This is a genomic window from Actinomycetota bacterium, from assembly GCA_030682655.1.
Lineage (GTDB): Bacteria > Actinomycetota > Coriobacteriia > Anaerosomatales > JAUXNU01 > JAUXNU01.
In genome coordinates this window covers 33,760-52,088 of record JAUXNU010000125.1, presented here as the reverse complement: position 1 = coordinate 52,088, position 18,329 = coordinate 33,760, and the positions used below count along the sequence as shown (strand labels likewise).

At 63.5% G+C, this 18,329-nt stretch carries 17 protein-coding genes; 11 read left to right on the top strand and 6 right to left on the bottom strand.

Features of this window, described 5'->3' with window-relative positions; genetic code table 11:
• Together Q8K99_07440 and Q8K99_07435 are read left to right on the top strand one after the other, a co-directional pair.
• On the top strand, positions 1-1,538 hold a 1,538-nt coding region (locus Q8K99_07440; GenBank protein MDP2182387.1), incomplete at its 5' end, for a chromosome partitioning protein ParB.
• Positions 1,539-1,780: 242 nt separating this feature from the next.
• Positions 1,781-3,448: a recombinase family protein gene (locus Q8K99_07435; protein MDP2182386.1), complete on the top strand. Its 1,668-nt coding sequence runs from the start codon at positions 1,781-1,783 to the stop codon at positions 3,446-3,448.
• Positions 3,449-4,456: 1,008 nt separating this feature from the next.
• Here Q8K99_07435 and Q8K99_07430 read toward each other — a convergent pair.
• From Q8K99_07430 to Q8K99_07415, 4 genes are all read right to left on the bottom strand, one after another.
• The gene (locus Q8K99_07430) at positions 4,457-5,164 is read right to left on the bottom strand and encodes a hypothetical protein (GenBank protein ID MDP2182385.1); all 708 of its coding nucleotides are present in this window, start codon (positions 5,162-5,164) and stop codon (positions 4,457-4,459) included.
• Positions 5,165-5,173: 9 nt separating this feature from the next.
• On the bottom strand, positions 5,174-6,058 hold the full coding sequence (locus Q8K99_07425; protein MDP2182384.1) for a nucleotidyltransferase: 885 nt from the start codon (positions 6,056-6,058) through the stop codon (positions 5,174-5,176).
• Positions 6,059-6,067: 9 nt separating this feature from the next.
• On the bottom strand, positions 6,068-6,313 hold the full coding sequence (locus Q8K99_07420) for a DUF2188 domain-containing protein (protein MDP2182383.1): 246 nt from the start codon (positions 6,311-6,313) through the stop codon (positions 6,068-6,070).
• 419 nt (positions 6,314-6,732) lie between these two features.
• The gene (locus Q8K99_07415) at positions 6,733-7,551 is read right to left on the bottom strand and encodes a hypothetical protein (GenBank protein ID MDP2182382.1); all 819 of its coding nucleotides are present in this window, start codon (positions 7,549-7,551) and stop codon (positions 6,733-6,735) included.
• A gap of 229 nt (positions 7,552-7,780) precedes the next feature.
• Between Q8K99_07415 and yhhA the strand changes: the two genes are divergently transcribed.
• The 8 genes from yhhA to Q8K99_07375 all read left to right on the top strand — a co-directional run bounded on the left by yhhA (position 7,781) and on the right by Q8K99_07375 (position 16,526).
• Positions 7,781-7,942 (top strand): YhhA family cyclophane-containing RiPP, encoded by a 162-nt coding sequence (yhhA, locus tag Q8K99_07410; GenBank protein ID MDP2182381.1) that lies wholly within the window; start codon positions 7,781-7,783, stop codon positions 7,940-7,942.
• Between the two features lie 6 nt (positions 7,943-7,948).
• Positions 7,949-10,075, top strand: a complete 2,127-nt coding sequence (gene yhhB, locus Q8K99_07405) for a cyclophane-forming radical SAM/SPASM peptide maturase YhhB (protein MDP2182380.1) — start codon at positions 7,949-7,951, stop codon at positions 10,073-10,075.
• Complete coding sequence (locus Q8K99_07400) at positions 10,075-11,061, top strand: hypothetical protein (protein ID MDP2182379.1); 987 nt, start codon at positions 10,075-10,077, stop codon at positions 11,059-11,061. Before yhhB ends, Q8K99_07400 begins: the two co-directional genes overlap by 1 nt.
• A complete protein-coding gene (locus tag Q8K99_07395) occupies positions 11,054-11,509 on the top strand; it encodes a GNAT family protein (protein ID MDP2182378.1) in 456 nt (151 codons plus the stop codon). The genes Q8K99_07400 and Q8K99_07395 overlap by 8 nt, the downstream gene beginning before the upstream one ends.
• 1 nt (position 11,510) lies before the next feature.
• The gene (locus tag Q8K99_07390; GenBank protein MDP2182377.1) at positions 11,511-12,677 is read left to right on the top strand and encodes a glycosyltransferase family A protein; all 1,167 of its coding nucleotides are present in this window, start codon (positions 11,511-11,513) and stop codon (positions 12,675-12,677) included.
• 452 nt (positions 12,678-13,129) lie between these two features.
• Positions 13,130-14,116, top strand: a complete 987-nt coding sequence (locus Q8K99_07385) for an ATP-binding protein (GenBank protein MDP2182376.1) — start codon at positions 13,130-13,132, stop codon at positions 14,114-14,116.
• A gap of 47 nt (positions 14,117-14,163) precedes the next feature.
• Entirely contained in the window at positions 14,164-15,411 is a 1,248-nt protein-coding gene (locus Q8K99_07380) for a S8 family serine peptidase (protein ID MDP2182375.1), read from the top strand.
• A 17-nt stretch (positions 15,412-15,428) separates the two neighbouring features.
• On the top strand, positions 15,429-16,526 hold the full coding sequence (locus Q8K99_07375; protein ID MDP2182374.1) for a S8 family serine peptidase: 1,098 nt from the start codon (positions 15,429-15,431) through the stop codon (positions 16,524-16,526).
• On the opposite strand, the gene Q8K99_07370 is transcribed toward Q8K99_07375, so the two are convergent.
• A complete protein-coding gene (locus Q8K99_07370; GenBank protein MDP2182373.1) occupies positions 16,523-16,828 on the bottom strand; it encodes a protease inhibitor I42 family protein in 306 nt (101 codons plus the stop codon). The two genes, Q8K99_07375 and Q8K99_07370, sit on opposite strands and share 4 nt — an antisense overlap.
• Positions 16,825-17,643 carry a C1 family peptidase gene (locus Q8K99_07365; GenBank protein ID MDP2182372.1) on the bottom strand — a complete coding sequence of 273 codons (819 nt, stop codon included), beginning with the start codon at positions 17,641-17,643 and terminating at the stop codon, positions 16,825-16,827. Before Q8K99_07365 ends, Q8K99_07370 begins: the two co-directional genes overlap by 4 nt.
• A gap of 374 nt (positions 17,644-18,017) precedes the next feature.
• On the opposite strand from Q8K99_07365, the gene Q8K99_07360 reads away from it, so the two are divergent.
• Positions 18,018-18,284, top strand: a complete 267-nt coding sequence (locus Q8K99_07360; protein MDP2182371.1) for a hypothetical protein — start codon at positions 18,018-18,020, stop codon at positions 18,282-18,284.
• Positions 18,285-18,329 lie beyond the last annotated feature (45 nt).

Sequence of the window (18,329 nt, the reverse complement as noted above, 5' to 3'; positions counted from 1 at the left end):
CCATGCACCCCGCCGACCAGTTCGAGGCCTTCCGCGACCTTGCACAGTCCAAAGGGTGGAGCGCCGAGGAGATCGGGGCGCGCTTCGGCGTCTCGGCGACCTTGGTGCGACGGCGGCTGCGGCTCGGCGCGGTCAGTCCGGTCTTGATGACCGCCTACCGCGCCGACCAACTGACCCTCGACCAGTTGATGGCCTTCGCCGTCAGCGAGGACCATGCGCGGCAGGAGCAGGTCTGGTCCGATCTGTCCTACAACCGCTCGCCCCCCTTCATCCGTCGCCTGATGACCGAACATGAGGTCGAAGCCACCGACCGCCGCGCCCGTTTCGTCGGAGCCGAGGCCTATCAGGCGGCGGGCGGGCGTCTGCGCTGCGACCTGTTCAGCGAGGAGGGCAAGGGCTGGTTCGAGGACGCGCCCCTGCTCGACCGGCTCGCCCTCGAACAGCTCACCGCCGAGGCCGAGGCGGTGCGCGCCGCCGAGGGCTGGATGTGGGCCGAGGCACGGCTCGACTTCCCCCACGACCACGGTTGTCGCCGCGTCTATCCGCATGCGGTCGAACCGGACCCGGAGACCAAGGCCCGGCTGCAGGCCCTCGCCGAGGAATATGACGCCATCGTCGCCGCCTGTGGCGATGACAACCTGTCCGAAGAGCAAGACGCCCGTCTGGAGGTGCTCGACGCCGAACTCTCAAGCGCCTGTCCGGACCAGTACGACCCGGACGCCATGGCGCGTGGCGGCCTGTTCGTCGTGCTCGGCCAGGAGGGCGTCCGGATTGAGCGCGGCTTCCTCCGGCCCGAGGACGAGGCCCCGCCCGAGGCCGAACCGGACGGCGACAATGAACCGCGCGCGGTCGACGATACGGCGGAGGACTCGCCGGACGCACCCGGTCCCAAACCCCTGTCCGAACGGCTGGTCGCCGACCTCACCGCCCAGCGTACGGCGGCGCTGCGCGACGCCTTGGCCGACCAGCCGCGTCTCGCCTTCCTCGCCGCCCTGCACGCGGTGACGCTGCAGACCTTCTATCGCGACGGCGAGACCTGCCTCGGCCTCGACGTGTTGAGCGTCAGTCTCGAACCCTATGTCGAGGGGCTGTCCGACAGCGTCGCGGGCAAGGCCATCGAAGCCCGCCATGCGGCGTGGGCGCAGCGTCTGCCGCAGGACCCCGAAGCCCTGCTGGCGGCGCTCCAAGCCTTGGACGATACGGACCGGTCGGCCCTGTTCGCCCATGGCGTCTCGCGCGGGGTCAATGCCGTCCAAAGGGTCGGCACCTCCCGGCGTGCTCTGGCCCACGCCGATGCCTTGGCCGACCTCGTCGGTCTCGACATGGGCCGCTACTGGAGCGTCAGCGTCGGCAGCTACCTCGGTCGGGTGACCAAGACCCGGATCGCCGAAGCGGTGGCCGAGGGGGTGTCGCCTGAGGCGGCGGCCCGGCTCAATGACCTCAGGAAGGAGGCCATGGCCGAGGCGGCGGAAACCCTGCTGCAAGGCACCGGCTGGCTGCCGCCGTTGCTGCGTCGCTCCGGGGCCACTCCGGAGTAACCGGGGAGGGAGGGCCGTTGCGAAAGGCGGCCCTCCCCTGCTCCGGGCGGCCCCGGCCAAGGCGAACGTCCGCCGTGCGCATCGGGCGCGCCCGGGCTCCAATGTCTGAACCGGTCGCGCGGCTGTCCCCGCGACCGACTCGCGCGAAACGCCCCGGCGCCCTAGAATCCCAATTCGTCTCAGACGGTCTGCGACCTTCCCTGTTCGGGGAGGTCGGGGACGTCAGGGACATCCCTCTCCCTATGAAATATTTTCTCTATTGCCGTAAATCCTCAGAGGCCGAGGACCGTCAGGTCCTGTCCATCGAATCCCAGCGCGCCGATCTGGAGCGACGGCTGTTGGAATTGCCCGGCGTTGAGATTGTAGAGATCATCGAGGAGTCCCGAAGCGCCATGACACCGGGACGGCCCCGGTTCGACGCCATGGTCGCCCGCATCGAAAACGGCGAGGCCGAGGGCATCGCCACCTGGGCTCCTGATCGTCTGGCGCGTAACTCCATCGACGGCGGGCGTCTGATCTATCTGCTCGACCGGGGCGTGCTCAAGGACCTGAAATTCTCGACCTACACCTTCGAGAACAACTCGCAGGGCAAATTCATGCTGCAGATCATGTTCGGCCAGTCGAAATACTATTCCGACGCCTTGTCCGAAAACGTCAAACGCGGCAACCGCACCAAGTTGGAGAACGGCTGGCGACCCAATCGCGCCCCGCTCGGCTATCGCAACGACCCCGCCACCCGGACCATCGTTCCGGACCCGGTCTATTTCCCGCTGATCGAAGGCCTGTTCCAGCTGGTTGCCAACCGGGGCTGCAGCATCCGCGAAGCGACCCGGATCGCCCGCGACGACTGGGGGTTCGTCACCCCGCCGGTGCATGGAAAGCCGGGGGTCCTCCTGCCCGACAGCACCGCTCACCGGATCATCACCGACCCCTTCTACGCCGGCGTCATCGTCTGGAACGGGCGTACCTGGCCCGGCAAGCATCCGCCGGCGGTGCGGCTCGAGACCTTCGAGCGACTACAGCTCACCTTGCGTTGGCCGACCGCGATCCGTCCGACCACGGAGGTTCCTTATCGCGGCCTGATCCGTTGCGGCCGGTGCGGTCGCGCCGTCACCGCCGAACACAAGCAGAGACGGACCCGCCGCTACCTCTACTACCACTGCGCCCGCCGCAAACCCGGCGACCGCTGCCCGGAGGCGTCCGTCGAGGCCAAGGCCCTCGACGCCCAGATCCTGGACTTCCTGCGCACGCTCAAGATAGAGCCGGGCCTCCACGACCTGATCCTGACCTCAATCGAACGGCGTGACCACGCGCTGGTGCGCCTGAACAGCACCCACCGGGCCACGCTGGAAGCGACACTGCGCGATGTTGACCGGCAGGCTGACGAGCTGACCACATTGAAATTGCGCGGCCAGCTGACCGACGCTCAGTTCACGACCCAGCGGGGACGTTTGGACGCCGAGCGCGTTGACATCGTCGCGCGGCTGGAGACGGCCCAGACAGGTGGAATAGGGATCGAACCCCTCCGTAATCTCCTGAGAGTCAGTGATCAGGCCGCGGATTGGTTTGCGCGCGCCGACGGGGAGGAAAAACGGATGATCCTGAAATTGGTGGGATCGAACCCCACCTTGATCGACAAAAAACTCAGTATTCAGGCCGCCGTTCCGTTCATCGAAGTGGCGAAAATGAACACCTGTCCCAGTCTGCTGGCGGACTGGGACGAGGATCGAACCGGGGTACTTTGCGCACTCATCGGGGCCATGGATCAGATGCCAAAGCGAGACGAGTTCGTGCGTCTTCTACGGAGCGTGTGTGCGCACTTCGAGGACAGCGTAATAGACGTAATCAACATCCCCAAAGTCCCTGACGTCCCCAAGCTCAGCGCGCACTCGAATCACTTAGGAGGGTGAGAAAACGCCCTTCGATCACAAGGTCGCGAACGCCCGGGCCCGTTCATTGACTCTAATGAAGCGTTGCCATTAATGAGTCAGTCACACATTCCCCAACTCCGGAGAACGGACAGCATCGACTAAACCGAACTGGCCACCTGGCCCACATTCCTACTTTCACCGGAGCGTGGCTATGTTCGAGTTGATGCACATCATACGCAAGGTGCCGCCGGCGCGGCCACGCGCGCCTAAGTCAATTTGGTCTTTGAGCCGTAGAGCCGCTGTTTTTGGAACAGCGGCTTTTCTTTTGTTTTCCGCGACATAAGGAGGTCAACCATGCTGAGCCCCTAACCTCAAACGCCTCGCTTCTCTTGAGGGCGGCCGTCCAATTGGAAAGGGCCGCCACCAAGATGGTGACGGCCCCGCTCAACCAGAGGACCGAACTAGATTTGAAGGTCAGGTCGCTCCTCTAGAAGGAGGAACTTGGAGATGCTTAGTGCACTTCTCAAGTTTGTTAGGCTTTCCCGAGCAATAGCTCGGGGCGGTGTTCGGTTTGTGACTATCGCCGGACCCAGCTGTCATGCGACGGGGTCGGCCGAAAAGGCCTTTCTCCGACTGACTCAGGCGTTCGACGCTTTGACGTCTGGCGATCCCCTCGGGACTGCCATCGCCCTCGTCTGGGCTCTGGGAAATATTGCGTTGTTCCTGGAGTCGGTTGCCACTGCGTACCATCACGCTCGTGAGGTGACGCGGGTCGACTAGCTCGACAAGAACTCTGCCGGAGCGGGTTTTCGAACCTGCTCCGGTTCCTTCTCCATAATACCGCTGAAGTAGATGGTCCTGTCCACTACCCCCTTGGGGATAGCAAAGGGCACCGACGGGCAAGTTGGTACTGCGATTACCAACACCTACGGCACTGCCCGACCGCTCTCGCACAAACACACCCCTATTGCTTTGCGATAGGCACTAGACAACGCTGATTTTCCCTCGAGGTCAAGAATTTCCCGCGAGGTGAGAGTTCTGCGGAAATCAGCCTTGGCCGGTCTCTGTGTTGAGAGCCGGCAGCGACGTAATCAACGTCCCCGAAGTCCCTGACGGCCCCAAACCCGATAGCTCGGCAAAGAGACTGACTCCGTCAGCAAAATTGGAGACGAGCGCTGGCTTGCGATCCCGAAAATCGAGCGTGCCCGTCGTCGATCGATCCGTCCAGTAATGCCCGGTCATCGTCACAGGAGGGTCGGCATGGACGTGAAGCAGTAGGGAGCCGTAGTGGATTTCGCTTCGGACACCACGCAGGCTCGCGGAGGGTTCGTTTTGGTAGACTGCGGCCACACGGTAAAGGCAGTCCTCTGATTTCAGAATAGAGGCCGTCACTGAGACCGAACTCGACTCGGCGGTGTAGAGCCGCATGTGCAACGCGGAGAAAGTCTGCCGGATCGCCATGAACCCCTCAATGGGGCCAACCTGTTTGCCTGTCGCAGGGTCCACCCAGTTTGACTGAAGCGACACGCGCCAAGTGCCCTGGAGCCAAGGACGCGCGACGAGCCAGCCTTTGAAAACTCCATAGCGCCAACACCACTTGTCGAACGTCGTACACAGAACGGTCACCGCTGAAACTGCGATGCCAAACGGCACCAAGTGATCAACAGTGACGGGTGTGCCTCTGGCAAAAAGACTGAATACCCACGCGACAACCGCGATGCCGAGGATAAGTGTAATGTGAAGCCGATTTAGCATAGCGATCTATTAAAAGCCGACAAACTGCCAAGCTGCCAAGATAAACGCGTTCGCCTGTGCTCGGGTCCACTTCTGGCCACCGCGGAACAGGTATTTCAGCTCGCTCACTTCGCCCCACTCGCCGCACTTTTCGTCCGTCGAAGTGGCGTCAAAGAGGAAGGCCAGAATGCTTCGAAGATCCTCTTCGTAGCGCGCTTTGCCAAAGCGAGAGTTTGGCACGTTCCAAACTAGACACTCGATAAGGAAGCCAATGGCGGGCTCGGCGGCCAAGACCTTGGCTTCGAGCATCTCGTTTCGCAGACTCTTTAGGACGCGGACCATGGCCTTGAATCGCATATGAGTCGCTTGGTTCTTAGCGACACCGTTGATGTAGTGTTGTTGGGGCCAGTTGATCACCCGCTGCGCAGGATTGTTGTCCGGCCTCAGCTCTACACCCTCGTCGGAGCTACCATTCTTATCGTAGCGGTGATGCTCAAAGAATGGCGCCACATCAGCTTCTACATGATACGAAGTTTCCTTGACGTCGAACGCCTTATTTCCTCTGCTGACCGCTCCGCTTCCGAAATAAGAAACGAGCGCCTCACCTACGTCATTCTTGAAGTCGGCGTAGGGGTAGCTCGCTGGCGACAGCCCGAAACTCTCCCGGTTCATTCCCTCAGGGTAAGTGCTGAACTGAGATTCCGAACACACGACTCCAATATCAACGTCACTCTCGCCGCTGACATTTGTATTGTTGCGGTAGGAGCCTTGAAGCAGAACCGAATAACCTCTGCCCTTGAGCTTGGCACTCGCTGCCAAGGCGTTTTTGATGGATCTTATCGCGTTTTCGCAACGCTCTTCCTCGGTCTTTCCTGGTGGCTTTGCCCACTCACGAAATTTGTCTTCCCAAGCCATATCGCGAGCCTACCCCTTGGAACTCTTAGGATCGGCACTTCGCGGATACGTCCGTTCCTCCTGAAACTTGGCGTCTTCCTTTTGGATCTTTACGGAGCCGCCGGCCTTGCCAAGGGCCTTCTCAAGCACGCCGCCCTTGGTCGCTTCAGTCTTCGTATCAAATGACTTGATAACCTTACCGGCCTTGTCTTGGACAAGGTCCCAGCGATCCTTTTTCTCGTTTTTTGTAACTGTGAACTTCGGCAAGTTAGCCATAATGAATGTCCTAGTGAGTAACTGTCGCACAACCTACGCGATACTCCCAACATGATACCACTTCAGATGCAAGATCTGCCCTGGGGATAAGCACCACGGCGCATCGCCGGTGCGGGCTTCGTTTCTAGCCTCAACCCAAGTCTGCCAATCCACCCTCACAGGATGAACTACACACTATCCCGATCAAACTCGCCGCCAATAGTTCGAACTTCACACAGTTTCGCTTTTCGACCCGAAGTCGGCGGAACATTTTCCGTCCAAAACTCACGTTCGCGGACGGTGAGACCTCGGCCTGCGCCAACCCGGGCCTATCCCATTTTCGACCGGTGGCGCTAAGCTGACACCCGTGTCCGCCGGCAGCTGCGGGCCCGGCCGACCAAGTCTCTCCATCCTAGGCGTCATCACGCGGAAGACCGCCGTCAGACGTCGAAAATGGAGAAGTCCTGCACCTGGAGGAGGGTTTCAAGGTCGCCGCCAAGGGAGATCAGGGCCTCGTTGAACGTCCCCCAGTCCATGTGTTCGGCAGGGCTCGCGATACCAACCCGGGCAGGGTAGTCGTCTTCGAGATAACCGACGCCGTAACGTTCCATGATCGCGCAGAACTCCGTAACCTGCGCGCCCGTCAGGTCAAACGCCTGTGCAATCTCGTTGGCGTCCAGCTTCATGGCGAACGACCCCCATGTTTCGCTTGCTGCACCCCGAAGTCCGTGCTGCAGCGCCCGAATCATGAACTCGATCGTGGGGGGAGGGATGTTGCGGATACGGTCCACAAACGCGCACATCTCTACGGCAATCTCGGGCAGATCACTGCCCAAGAAATGATCCGGATGCGTCTGCGCCAGCTGGCCCATGTTGGACGGCTTCACCGGCGCCCGACTTCCAACCCGGTCGATGATCTGGGGATCAAACAGCAGTCGCATGTCGGTGAACCGCGCCTCGTGGCGGCGCTTCCACTGGCGAAGGTCGTCTGCGCTGACGATGGAGTATTGCTGGTCTATTTCGCCGTGATGGTTAGGGCAAAGCAGGATGAGGTTGTCGATCGCCCGCAAGGCCTCGTCGGAAAGAAGCGGGTCATGACGGGTCCAGCCGGCTTCTGCCGAGTGGATGTGGCAGATGTTGACGAACCCCGTGCCGTCGTCGCGGTAAAGGATCTGCGCGCAGGTCGGATGGGCGCAAAGGTTGCCCGACATCGCGAATAGGCGGCTCAGCACGGAATTCTTGATCGGTAAACGGGCCACGGCTTGTCTCCGGTTGAGGCCGCCGGTCCTTTCCGCCAGCGAACGCGCGTGTCGGGGCCATTGCGGCAACCCCCAGAAAAACACAAGTGGTGCATGAACCTTGGATAAAATTCGCTCCAATGGCCCGCGCCGCAGGCCGGAAGCTGCTACTTTACCGATAGAGCCGCAAAGTCGGGTTGCGGCAGCGCTTCATCGGCGATATTGCTGGACGGTAGAGGAGATCCTGATCATGCAAGTTACCGCCTCCGCCAGCCTTCGCACGTCGGTCCTGACCGCTGAGACGGCCAACCCCGCTCTGCAGCGCCTGCAGGGCCGCCTGCGCGCGGAGTCCCAAGCGAGCGAAGTGATCACCAGCTACGACCGGATGCATCATCGCCACAATCGCTCGTAGGATTCGATGACGCCGGCGAGGATCACATCGTTCCTCGTCAAGGTCGCGTCTCGTTGCAACCTCGACTGCGACTATTGCTACGTCTACCACCACGCCGATCAGAGCTGGCGCTCGATGCCCAAGCTGTTGAGCCCGACCGACCAGGAAGCATTCGCCGGTCGCCTGGCCGATTACGCCCGCGAGACCGCCCTGTCACGGATGGCGGTAATCTTCCATGGCGGCGAACCGCTGCTGGCCGGAGCCCTGGCGCTCTGCGACTTCGCCAGCCTGATCCGCATGCGGGTCGGGCCCGACGTCGAGGTTGACGTTGGACTGCAGACCAACGGCATTCTCCTTGACGAACACGCGCTCGATCTGTTCGAGGCCGCGAACATCGGCGTTTCGCTGAGCTTGGACGGTCCGCGGGCCGTCAATGACCTGCACCGCACCTCCCGCCGCGGTCGATCCAGCTTCGAAAAGGTCGAAACGGCCCTTGAGCGCCTGAAGCGGAGGCCGGGCATTTTCGCAGGCGTCATCGCGGTCGTCGATGCCAGTACGGATCCTGAAGATCTGCTGGCGTATTTCGCGGAACACGCTCCACCCCGGCTCGATTTCCTGCTCCCCGACGCCCACCATCTGCGGCCCCCGCCAGGGCGCGACGCGGATGCCGACCTATACGCACGCTGGCAAATCCGCGCCTTCGACGCCTGGTTCGACCGCTATCCGTCGCTTCCGGTCCGCAGCTTCGAAGCCCTGCTCGACGCCCTCATGGGACTGCCGTCGAGCACCGACGCCTTCGGGTTCGGCGATGTCAGCCTGATTTCGATCGAGACCGACGGCTCCTACCACGATCTCGACGTCCTTAAGGTCGTCGGCAACGGCACCCAACTGGGCGGAACCGTTCACGACACACCCATTGCGGCGATCGCCGCCTCCGACGCGCTGGGCAGGCACCGCGCGCTCCTTTCCAAAGACGGTCTGTGCGGACAATGTCAGGCCTGTCCTATCGTTGACATATGCGGCGGGGGCGCCGTGCCGCACCGTTGGGGCGCGAATGAATTCGCCCATCCGACCATCTACTGCCGCGAGATGACCGCCTTGGTCGGGCACGCCCGTCTCCGTATCCAGGAAAGCCTCCACGCGGCGTTGCCCGCCGAGTCCCTCAATATCGACGTCGACAAATTCGAACTCGCCGAAACCGCCGCAGACGAACTCGGTCGCCTGCGCGCGGACGCGAACCTCGCTCACCTAGTATCGTTCACGGACGCCCTGACGTATCTGGAAGGCCTCGGGGGGCCTGAGACGTCGGTCGCGGCTCGACTCCTAGCCTGGCCGTCTGCGGACCTTGCGTTCGCGAGCTGGCAACCGGGTGCCGTAGCCTGGAGCCATGTCGTGTTAGCGGCGCGCGACCGCCGTGTGGTTCGGGACGTGACGGGCGAAGCCCTTCGCATCGATCCCGGCTATCTGCTCTCGATGGAAGGTCGTTCGGTCTCAGACCGCCGCTTGCCGCTCATCGCGGCGGATGATGCCTGGCTGCGGGCGCCGTTCGGGGCCGCCGTCGAGTTCGAGCCCGAGAGCGTAAAGGTCGAGGCCAAGCCGTTGGCGGCGGAGGCCTTGGACATCCTTGCCCGCTGGCGGCCCGAGATCGCCCGCGAGATCGAGATGACCAGCCCCGCCGTCCAGTTCATCCGCGATCCGACCGCCCACCCCGACAAGATCGTTTCGTTCAGCGACGACTCCGTCCCTGGGGCGCTGTTTGTCTCGGTGCGGCAGGGCGACGGCCTGATCGACGCCTACGATCTCGCAGATTCCCTGCTGCACGAACATCGGCACCAGAAACTTTACCTGTTCGAGCGTCGCTTCCCCACGACCCACCCGGGCGATCTCGTGGTGTCGCCTTGGCGCGAAGACCTTCGACCGGTCTCGGGCCTGTTCCATGCCATTTTCGTATTCGTGGAGCTCCGCCGCTTCTGGGAGCATGTGCGGGACGCCGGACCGAAGCGGTTGGCCGTCCGGGCCCGAACCCAACTGGCGGATACCGACGCAAATCTCGCCAAGGCGTTCGCGATCCTGGACGGCTGCGCCCTGACCGAGGCCGGCGGCGCGCTGGCAGCCGTCCTTCGCGCCCGCGGTGCCGTCGCGATGGCGGCGTGATGTTGCGGGTTCCGCGCGAACGGCTTCCCGAGGAGCTGCGCGCCCGGCACGCCCGGCTCCGGGATTACTTCTGCGACCGGGACGCGGACGCGGTTGCGGACGGCGATGCGTGGCGCCTCATCATGCACTGGCCCGCGGACCCCTATCGGCACGTCGATCCGGCCCTGTCTGACAACCTCGCGCCGTGGGATTGCGGCCTGGGAGGCATGGCGCAGGCGGTGCGCAGGCAAGGCCGGGTGACGACCGCACTCTACGACACCTGGACGCTGGTCAGCTGGTCGCAGTGGGCGGCGAGCTCGGGCTTCGAAAGGACGGCTCCCCTCACCATCCTGCACGTGGACGATCATCGCGATCTGATGTCGCCACGCCTCTTCCTTCGCGAGGGCGGCTGGGTCGATCCCATCGGGGGCGGACCTGTGCGGGTAGAAGACCCCGATTCCGTGCAGCGAGCCCTCGAGAGCGGCGCGGTCGGGATGGGAAGCTTCCTCACGCCCTTCCTACACGCCTTTCCACAGGCCGAGGTGCGCCACCTGTGTCAGCCGCCCAAGGCGGGGAGCACCACAGACTTCCGGATCGAGGCCGGTACGGTCGTCGACGATCTGCTCGAGCCGGGAGCCCTCAGACCGTCGATTACGCTCGTGACGGCAGAGGGAACAGGACCAGGCCGCTACCGCTTAACGCCAGACAGGGATCACTGGCTCCAGGATCTCGCGCCGGGACCGGTCCTGCTCCATCTGGACATGGACTATTTCAACAACCGCTACGACGGCGACGGTGACTGGAGCGACCGACCCGAGCCGCTCGATCCTGACCGAGTCGCGGTCATGGCGGAAATCGGCGCCGTGGCAGGGGCGCTCTCGGACCGGCGGCTCCTTGGCAGGGTCGCCGACGCCGTGGTGGCCTATTCGCCGGGCTTCTTTCCGTCAGAGCTGTGGGACGAGGCCGAGCGCACGCTTCGTGATAGTCTGGGTGAGCTCTATGCCTGACCCGTCCTCACGCCGCGCGTCGACCCGCCCAGGTCCAAAGTCCAAGCCGGTTCGTCCCGTCGCGCCCGAAGATCGCGTAAGCCCCAAGGAGATCACCCTGCTGCGCGCCAAGGGCACGCCCAAGCGCGGCGGCGGGCTTGGTGGCGAAGCGTGGTCGATCCTGTGCGGCCAGGCCCGGGCCGGCCGCATCTTCATCAACTGGATCGACGAGCCTCCGCTCGGCCCCCACGCCTCGATCCAGATCTATCTCAACCGCCAGAGCCAGGGGCGCGGGATCGGCCGCGTAGCGTACCGGCTGGCCAGCCTCGAAAGCCAGTACGACACGGTCTACGCCCATATGCGCAAGTCGAACGAGCCGTCCAGACGTGCGGCAGCCGCTGCGGGATACGCCGACGTCTCGCCTCCCAACTACAGTCAGCATCTGATGCGCTGGACCCGGACCAGCTAGAGTGGTCACGCACGTCGCCGTCGTGATCCCGTGTTTGAACGAGCAGGATCACATCGCGACAACACTTCGCTCGCTCGGCTTTGGCGGGCCTCCGCCGCCGCCAGAGACCGATCTGATACTCGTGGACAACGGATCCACCGATCTAACTTGGGCGGTGTTGGGAGACTTTATTGAGGCGGGGCCTCCGGGCCGGATCCATCGCATTGTGGAGCCGATCCGCGGCTTCGTGCCGCCTCGACACGCCGGCGTCCGGTATGCTGCGGACCTCGCGCGGCAGCGGGGTCAATCCGCCAGTAACGTCCTCATCCTGCAGGGCGACGCCGATACCGTCTACCTGCCCGACTATGTCTCCCGCATGCGCGCCGCCGCCAGACCGAACGCGCTGATGGAGGGCGCGATCGGGCGACGCCGGGACTCGGAGGAGGTTCCGCAATCATATCGCGAGCTCGAACTGCGCGTGGATGCGGTGATCCGTGATCTGGAGGTCGACGATGATCAGGAAACGCTCGTCGACGACAAGGTGTGCGGCTACCGGTTGTCCGACTACGAGGCGTGGGGCGGTCTCGTCAGTGAATACTGCGCGGACGGGTCCGAAATCCACGCGGAGACCACGCGCATGTTTCTGCGAGCCCGGGCCCGCGCCAACGCTGAACGCCAGAGGGTCGACGGTGCCGGCGCGCTGACCTCGTCGCGGCGCATTTGGGAAGACCCGGCGCTTTACTTTTCGACCGCCGGCTTCCCGCGTGAGCGAAGCTGGGTCGAGGGCTTCCGGTCCAGGGCTGGGATTCACGGCGGCCCGGCGGTGGAGGTGGGCGCATCCAGGAGCGTGGCGAACAACGAGGCGATCCGGTATCGCATTGGTCACTCACTCGTCTTGTTCGCGATCCTGCCCCGCCTGGTCGCCCGGATGCTCGATAAGCCGCGCCCCGCGCCCCATGCTCTTCGCGAGGTCTTGGCCGAGTGCGAGGCGTTGACGCCTGAAGATCTGCGCGAGCGGCCTGGCCGGCTATTGACGGGTCTGCTGGAAATGATCGACGCGCCGGGAAGTCCGCTCGACGGGTTGGTGCGAAGCTTGACCGATGCCGTTTCGCTAGCGATCCCGGTGTCACTGGATACTGACCGGGAACCTCGAAGGTCCAAAGGAAGCAGATGGCGCAGATCGAAGTAGTCACCGTCGAAGGCGTTGTACCGTTTCGGTTCGCGGACCGGCCCGGCTCGGCTTAATCGGCGGCCGTCTGCCGCCTTCCGGGCGGTCCCGACTGCCGCGCGATACGGACGTCGCACTCTATGGCGTGCAGCACGCGAAGCATAGAGGCTGCGCTGAAGGTGCCTCGGCAGAGCTTACTGTTGACCGCCTGCAGGCTAATCGGCGGCCCGTTCTTGTTCAGCCGTTCGACCAACGTCGCGCGGGCGACGCTGCGGCGGCCAGTTCCGCTTTGAGGACCCGCGCCGCCTCCTGGTTCCATGTCGAGCGCGAATCTGAGCCGTCGGACATGTTGCTGCCAACTCCTGTCGTTCACTCCATATATGACAGGAAACTGTCGAAATTGTTTAGGCCATCGTAGGGATTGGCCGTCTACGCTGGGAAGCGTAGGTTGCGCCCAACCTCAGGAGATCTGCTTGGCCACACAGGCCCAACTGTTGTCTCTCGTCCGCTCGTTCTCACAGCGCGACGAGAGCCGATTCCAGTCGGTCGCGCTTCAGCTCGCGGCGGATGCGGCTCAGCGTGGTCAACGCAAGCTGGCCGAGGAGATCAGGATGCTGATCCAGGACGCCCGGGTCCGCGCCGCCGGCGAAATCGAGCGGGGGTCCGGACCGATCCCCATGGTCCGTCCTAAGGGCGAACTCGCAGGCTTGGTCTCTGCCAACTATCCGATGATCCGGCTGAGCGACATGGTGCTCGATCCGGGTGCTCTGGACCGACTGCAGCGGATCGTCGATGAGCAGCGTCATGCCGCCCGGCTCGCTGAACATGGCCTGAAGCCTCGCCGTAAATTCCTCCTCGTCGGGCCGCCGGGCACCGGCAAGACCATGACGGCGAGCGCGCTCGCGGGCGAACTGTCCCTTCCTCTCTTCACCATCCTGCTGGATGGCGTCATCACCAAATACATGGGTGAGACCTCGGCCAAGCTGCGCCTAGTGTTCGACGCGATGCGCACTACACCCGGCGTCTATTTCTTCGATGAATTCGACGCCTTGGCCACCAAGCGGCTGATCGGCAACGACGTCGGGGAGGCCCGCCGCATGCTCAACTCAATCCTACAGCTGCTCGAGGACGACCAAAGCGACGCCCTCATCATTGCCGCGACCAATCACCGCGAATTGCTCGACCCGGCCCTGTTCCGCCGTTTCGACGGCACCGTAGAATACGACATCCTCACAGGTGATCGGATCCGCGATGTCTTTGAAAAAGCCTTGGCGGCCTTCAATCTCCGCGCGATCGATTGGGATCAGGTGGTGGAGTGCGCGCTAGGTCTCAGCCAGGCAGAGATGGTGCGCGCCGCGGAAGACGCGGCCCGCACCGCCGTGCTCGATCACGACGCTCGTTTCACGACTGATATTCTGGCGGGGGCGGCCGCGGAGCGACGTCGCAACGGTGCGGACTAACGATAACCGTTTGACCCGGAAATGATTCCCGCTGCAGATGCAGTGCCATGCCTATCGAACGACCACACCTTCTGATCCCGAACGCTGGCCGATCAATCGAATTCGCGGCGACCGGCGGAGGCGACCCTCGAACCTATCCGCTCGTTCGAGATCGGGCCGAAGCCGCGCGCCGGGTCCTGCGCGGCGTCACTGAGCTGATCGAGGCTCACCCTACGCCTGAGGGCGCTGAACCCCGGGCTATCGCCATGAGCGTAAGAGCTTCCGGCGACCATGGGGTCAACCGCAGCGTTCCGGGCAGGCGTAACGATGTCCTGTCTGCCTTCGGCCTCAACAAGACGGAGCGGGTGAATGTAGCGCTCGATCCCAGCACGCTCGAAAAGTTCGAGGCCGCCGCCCAGAAATACGTCAAGCACGAGGGGGGCAATCGGCCGCACCACTTCAATTTCTTCGAGGCGCGCCCCGTCATCGCGCAAACCGAAGTCTCGGATCTCTGGGCGTCTCCGATCGACCTGCCACAGCCGGGCGCGGAGTTTGACTGGGAGGTCTGGCTGCAGCCGACCGCCGAGCCGCGGTTTCGGGCCGCGATCGAAGAAATCCGGATTCCCAATCCGCCAAAGGGCGTCGATTTCGATCGGGTCAGGATCATCCGGCTGCGTGCGACTCGCGAGCAGTTCGAGCGCCTAGTTCAGAGCGCGACCATTTCTCAACTGAGGCCGGCCTCGTCCTTGGCCGCCGAGGTCTTCGGTATGCCGCCCGGCATTCAGGCGCTGGCTGTCGAGGCCGCCGCCCGCCGCCTGACGGCGCTGCCCGACCCGGCAGATCCAGCGGTCTGTATTGTCGACACTGGCGTGACCGAGGATCACTTGCTCCTTGCGCCAGCCCTGCGCCAAAGCGTCCAGATCGGGGGGCCGTGGCCTCCGGTTTCGGACTGGAATGGCCACGGGACCCAGATGGCCGGCTTGGCTCTCTACGAGGGACTTGCCGGGCTTATCGCAGAAGGCACGGCCGCCTTGGACATCAATCTTGAGTCCGCCGCCATCTATCCACCTGGAGGCGGCGACACCCTGCCGGCCGTACGGCTTAGACAGGCGGTTGACCAGATCGAGGCCGGCTCCAACCGCAAACGCGTTTTTTGCTTGGCGATGAATGCGCCTCTGGAAGCGTCCGACGGCTCGCCGTCGAGCATGTCCAGCGAACTCGACGCCCTGGCCGCGGACGTCGCTAGCCCACGCCTGTTCTGTGTAGCCGCCGGAATCTTGAGGCTGGGGGACAGTTCGGCGATTACCAAGCACTGAACGAAATCTCAGGCATCTTGGCGCCGGCTCAAGCATGGAATGCCCTGACCGTGGCAGCCTGTACCGATCTCGCGGACACGCCGGCGACACATACCGCCCTTGCACCGGCAGGTGACCTCAGTCCCTGGTCGCGCACAGCCGTAAATTGGGAGAAGGCGCACCGACCGCCGTCCAAACCCGATGTGGTGTACGAGGGCGGAAACCGGATGTCCGACACGGCCAGCCATGCTCTGGGGGACTCGCCGAAATTGTGCCTCTTGACCACCTCCCACAACGGTGGTCTCGCAATGACCGCCCAAACCAGCGCCGCGACTGCCGGGATCGCCGGAATGGCCGCCCGCCTCCAGAAGGCCTATCCGCGTTTGTGGCCCGAGACTATCCGGGGCCTGATCGTGCACAGCGCCGAACACACGCAGGCCATGCGGGACAGAGCCTCGGCCGGCCGGCAGGGAGCGGAAATGCAGAAGGCGCTCCTGCAGCGCTACGGCTACGGCCGACCCGATCGCGCAGTCGCCATGCAGAACGCCGAGGACGCCCTGACCCTGATCGTCCAAGGGACCTTGCTGCCCCTGCGGTCGAACCGGGCGGAGCGCCAGGAGGCGGCGATCCTCGGCTATATGCGGTTTCATGAGCTCCCATGGCCGATCGAGGTTCTCCAGGAGCTCGAAGGCACGCGGGCCGAGATGCGCGTGACCCTGTCCTATTTCGTGGAGCCCAATCCCGCCGCAGTTCTGACCGGTGAACTGGCGTCCTATCCCTCGCATGTCCTTGATTTCGACGTCATGCGGCCGGACGAGTCAGCCGAGGATGCGATCGCTAGGGTCAATCACGCACTTCGTGCGCAGCGTCGACAGATCCAAGCGGAATCGCCGGACTGGACGTTCGGTCCTCGCGCCCGCGGCCGTGGCGGACTGAAGCATGACCGGCTCGAAAACGTGACGGCCGCCGATTTGGCGCGCATGGGCGGGGTGTCGGTTTTCCCGGGCAAGGGATGGTGGGGCACCCAGTTTGAACGGGTCGAACAGCAGGTTCGCTACTCGCTGATCGTCTCAATCCGTACACCCGAGGTCGAGATCTACAATGAGATCGCCAATGCGATCGAAGTGGAGACCTAGCGCTCGCAGTGGATGCAGAGGGTGGCGACCCGGCCCTCATCCGACCAGGGTCTGGATTGCTTAAAGGCGATGGCGAAATCGCCTCTTTCACGACATTCAAAGCGGAAAATCGCCGTGCCGCGGCCTCCGAATTTTCGGCCGGCCTCTCCGCGCTCGGAAACAAGGCGAATGGCCTCGGGATAGTCCACCGCGAGGCGCAGCCCGGAAGACAAGGCGGTGGGCACCGAGACTTCAAACACCTCTCCGACCGACACTTGGGCTTCGTCTCCCAAGTCGATGCGTCTGATGGCCTCAGAACTCACGGGGTCGCCGTCTCAATGGCGTAAAAGGGAAAGGCTTCGATCTCGCATTCGCCATAGGCGATGCGGAAATACCCGTCTTCCCCAAACGCGGCACCCCAACTGTTCTTAACGATCCAGCATGCATCGGCGTCGTCGTACCCGACAATGCAGACGGCGTGATAGCCGTGCTCGGCGCCCAGGACGTGGCGATAGACGCCCGAACTGTACGCTAGAAAGTCCTCGAAGACCGCCATGCCGCCGATGACGGGACCTTCGACGATCTTCCGTTTGCGTTCTTGGATGTCGTCTGTCGCGATCCAGGATGACAGCCGAAGGGCCGCGGGGGCCGGCAAGCATTGGGCCGCCGCAGGGTCGTAGGCGTGATTCGCGCTCAGAGCGACGCCATTGGCCTGGGCAAAATAGAGCGCATCTGGAAAATCCCATCCGATGACGCAGTCTCCGCCGCCGCAGAAAAAGAGATGACCCTCCGAGAGGTCGGCGACACCGCGTGTCCGGATCAGGTGGTCGCTTTCCATCGCAGCGCAGAGGGCGAAGGCGACGCACGCACCGCAGTCTGGAGACTGATCCTTGACCGCGGTCACGCCGGCATGGCCCCGCCAGTCGTGGGCTGGGGGCGGCGGCGGCTTGAGTAGGGCGCTTATGTCGCTAGCGGGCTTGAGATGGCGTTCGACGACCTTTGGGCTGTAGCCGAACCTGCGGTCACCGCCCTGGTGGACGATCTCGGGATTGCGCCGCCAGACCGGATTTTCCGTCGCGATCCAAGATCCCGCCGCCTTCTCAGCGATGGCCGCGTTAATCGCCTCGATCGACGCCATACACCATCCTCGGTTGCCGAAGACGTAATCTAGGCTGTTTCGCCGATCCTGGCGAGAGTTCTGTGGATCAGAACCGGAAGGCTCTCGGGCCTAGATCAGGACTGCGATTTCTTCGATCCCCTACCGGATCGACGTTGCGCGAGTGCGCTCAGTCCCGCCCAATTCGAGGCGAATGTCCGCAACGCGGCATTATTCAAGTGTCCACGGTTGGCGCAATTCAAGTGTCCACGGTTGGCGCAAAGCCACCATCCGCCCGCGCCACAACTCCCCTTCCCTTCGTCCCCGCCTCCAGGCGCGAGGGATCTCCCGCCGCGCCGGCGACTGTCCCCTCCCCTTGCGGCGCCATTTGCCGGTCTGTGGTAGAGTCCGGGCATATGAACAAACCATACGAACTAACCGCCCAGGAGTGGGAGGAGGTGGCGGCTGTGCGGGCTGTGCAGGAGGGTTTTGGGCTTGAGGATGAGGAGTATCCGGCCGCGTGGCTAGCGGAGTACGCCTACGGTGTCCGCTTTGATTATCAGACTGACGGTCCGGGGTATGTGGGGCCGCTGTACCTGCTTCAGGGCGCGGGATCGCCGGACACGAGGCCTATGGCGTTTGTTCGGGCTGACGGGCGGTTGAAGGTTGTTGAGGCTTGGTAGCGAGGCGAGATTTCGTCCGACGAACACGACTTCACGACGCAGCGC